This is a genomic window from Roseovarius sp., from assembly GCF_018066915.1.
GTDB lineage: Bacteria > Pseudomonadota > Alphaproteobacteria > Rhodobacterales > Rhodobacteraceae > Roseovarius.
Map to the genome: position 1 here is coordinate 1 of NZ_JAGPVV010000122.1, position 2,955 is coordinate 2,955.

The 2,955-nt window shown below is 59.3% G+C and carries 4 protein-coding genes; all 4 read left to right on the forward strand.

Annotated features, from left to right (window positions below):
- A partial coding sequence (locus KBT70_RS06625; RefSeq protein WP_296630098.1) for a hypothetical protein occupies window positions 1-495 on the forward strand: 495 nt, incomplete at its 5' end.
- A gap of 37 nt (window positions 496-532) precedes the next feature.
- Window positions 533-886: a transposase gene (locus KBT70_RS06630; RefSeq protein WP_037239752.1), complete on the forward strand. Its 354-nt coding sequence runs from the start codon at window positions 533-535 to the stop codon at window positions 884-886.
- Window positions 883-1,230, forward strand: a complete 348-nt coding sequence (gene tnpB / locus KBT70_RS06635; protein WP_151976038.1) for an IS66 family insertion sequence element accessory protein TnpB — start codon at window positions 883-885, stop codon at window positions 1,228-1,230. Before KBT70_RS06630 ends, tnpB begins: the two co-directional genes overlap by 4 nt.
- A 62-nt stretch (window positions 1,231-1,292) precedes the next feature.
- A complete protein-coding gene (locus KBT70_RS06640) occupies window positions 1,293-2,930 on the forward strand; it encodes an IS66 family transposase (RefSeq protein WP_296630118.1) in 1,638 nt (545 codons plus the stop codon).
- The last annotated feature ends 25 nt before the right edge of the window (window positions 2,931-2,955 follow it).

Here is a 2,955-nt window from a genome sequence, read left to right on the forward strand (position 1 = left end):
GAGGAGAAGTTCCCTCCAAACTTCAGGGACATCTTCTTCACTGATGGGATGGCCTTGCGTGTCGGGCATTTCAGAAACCCGCAAACAGGTGAGATTATCGAGCACAACGGCGTGTTGTGTCATCCCGTTTTGGCCGATTTCGTGCTTGCAAGGATGGCTCGCGAGGCTTCGATTATTGATGGCATTCCTAGCATAACATTTGGTGGCCTCAACTATGTTAACCACCTTTTCGATGGCGACCAGGCGCATCGCGGTGATCGGTACAGGCTGCTACAGAGCACCATGGATTTGTTCGTTCCCAACAATGTGGGAAACAGCAACATTCATGAATTCTTCTCAATCCGACAAGAATATGAGGGGCTTCGCCGACTAATCTGGCGATATTTGGATGATATTTCTAAAGAGACGAATTTAGACTTGGAAGTTAAGGATCGTAACCGCGCCATTGGGACCGCCTGCCTGACCTTGGCGTCCTGCTCTAAGACACGTGTTTAGCGACGTCGCTTGCGACGTGTCTTATGGGGGATCAGCGATGCGGGGCGAAATTCTGGGGATTGAGCGGCGGCGACTTTGGCGTGATGAGGACAAGCTCGAGATGGTCCTGTCGGTTGGGGTTGGCGGGGCGACAGTGACGCAGGTGGCGCAACGCCACGAGGTGACCCGGCAGCAGATTTACAAATGGCGGCATGAGCTGAAGAAGAAGGGTCTGTGGTCGCCTGATGCCGGGGCGCTTTTCTTTCCGTTGGACATGCCAGTGACGGCTGCTGAGGCGCCTCCCGCGATTGCGGTTGAATTGCGCCTGCGGGGTGGGCGTAGTTTGCACTTTGACAGCACTGTGGACCCGGCAGCGCTGATCTCCCTGATCCGTGCGGTGGACGCCGCATGATCGGGCCTGGGACTGGCGTGCGCGTGTATCTCGCCTGCGGTGTCACGGACATGCGCAAGGGGATCGCGGGGCTGGCGGCATTGGCGCAAGACGTCCTGCATCAGCAGCCCGCCAGTGGCGCGGTGTTTGCATTCCGTGGGCGCCGGGGGGATCGGATCAAGTTGCTCTATTGGGATGGCCAGGGGTTTTGCCTTTATTACAAAGTGCTTGAGCGCGGACGCTTTCCTTGGCCGAGTGCTGCGAATGGGTCGATACGGCTGACCTCTGCGCAGCTTGCGATGCTGTGGGAAGGGATCGATTGGCGGCGTCCCGATTGGGGCGCTCCGCCTGCGCGTGTCGGATGATTTTGCGCGCCTATTAGCGTTATTTATATGGTGCTTTGGCCTGACTTTTGGTAGTCAGTTGCATGTCAATTATTGTCGAAAATCTGCCTGATGATCCCGCCGAATTGAGGGCCATGATCGCAGTTTTGCAGGCGGAAAATGCCCGGATCGAGGCTGAGAATGCCAAGATGTCGGCCACGTTGCGGGTGCATGACCAACTGGTTCAGGCACTGCGTTTGCGGATCGCCAAACTCCAGAAACTGGCCTTCGGCAAGTCCTCGGAAAAGGTTGAGCGCGAGATCGAGCAGTTGGAACTGGCGCTCGAAGACCTGCTGGTAGCGGTGGCTGAGGAAGATGATGCGCCCATCGACGAAGGGCGGGATGAACCGTCACCGGAAGCTGCTGATGCACCCGCTTTGCGCCGCCGCCCACGTGTCTCGGATATGACCCCGCGCGAGCGGCGTGAACTGGACCCCGGCACATGCTGCCCTGACTGCGGCGGCGACCTGCGCGTGGTAGGCGAGGATGTCAGCGAATTGCTGGACATGATCGCCGCCCAAATGAAGGTGATCCAGATTGCCCGGATCAAGAAATCCTGCCGCCGCTGCGAGCGGATGGTGCAGGAGTCGGCCCCCAGTCGTCCGATCCCGGGTAGCATGGCGGGGCCGAACCTGCTTGCGCATGTGCTGGTCTCCAAATTTGACGATCACCTGCCTTTGTATCGCCAGCACGAGATCTTCGCGCGTATGGGGGCAGACATCCCCGAAAGCACGCTGGTTGGTTGGTGTGGCCGCGCCATGAAGACCCTGTCGCCGCTGATCGAACGGATCGAGGCTGACATCATGGCCAGCGACCTGTTGCACGCAGATGACACGCCGATCCGGGTGCTGGACCGGTCATTGCGCGACAAGGGGCTTGGCAAAGGTGTTAGGCAAGGCCGGATCTGGGCCTATGTGCGCGATCAACGCCCTTGGGCGGGGGCATCGCCACCGGGTGCTGTCTATCGCTTTGCGCCAGACTGGAAGGAAGAGCATGTTCTCGGCCATCTGGCCAACGCCCGCGGCATCCTCCAGGCCGATGGCTACAAGGGCTATGCCAAGCTCTACGCGCCTGAACCCGATGGCACAGCCCGTTTGAGTGAGGCGGCCTGTTGGGCCCACCTACGACGCGACTTCCATGACTTCTGGACCTCCACGAAGTCCGAGATCGCCCGCGAGGCGCTCGACCGGATCGGCAAGTTCTACGACATCGAGCGCGACATCAACGGTCAGCCCGCTGACGTCCGCCATGCGGCGCGGCAAAAGCTGAGCCGACCAAAGGTCGAAGCCTTCTTTGCCTGGTCCGAACAGCAACTCCTGCGCATTCCAGGCAAAAGCGATCTGGCCAAAGCCTTCCGCTATGGCATCAGTCGGCAGGAGGCCTTCAGCTTGTTCCTGACCGACGGTCGCGTGGCCATTGACAACAACCCCGCTGAGCGCGCCCTGCGCCCGATTGGAATAGGACGGAAGAATTGGTTATTCGCAGGGGCCGACACCGGTGCGGAAACCCTGTCCCGCGCAATGACCATCATCGAGACCGCTAAACTTAACGGCCTCGACCCGCTGGCATATCTCGCTGACATTCTCGACCGCATCCATGATCACAAGATCAACCGGCTGGATGAACTGCTGCCCTGGCATTGGGCACCACTGGTATCTGTGACGGACAGTCAAGCCGCATAACCTGCGGTATCAACGGGGCGCTTAC

What these genes read in the sequence shown, in the direction of transcription:
- KBT70_RS06640 (WP_296630118.1), top strand. Translation starts at nt 1,293, where the DNA reads ATGTCAATTATTGTCGAAAATCTGCCTGATGATCCCGCCGAATTGAGG.
- KBT70_RS06630 (WP_037239752.1), top strand. Translation starts at nt 533, where the DNA reads ATGCGGGGCGAAATTCTGGGGATTGAGCGGCGGCGACTTTGGCGTGAT.
- tnpB (WP_151976038.1), top strand. Translation starts at nt 883, where the DNA reads ATGATCGGGCCTGGGACTGGCGTGCGCGTGTATCTCGCCTGCGGTGTC.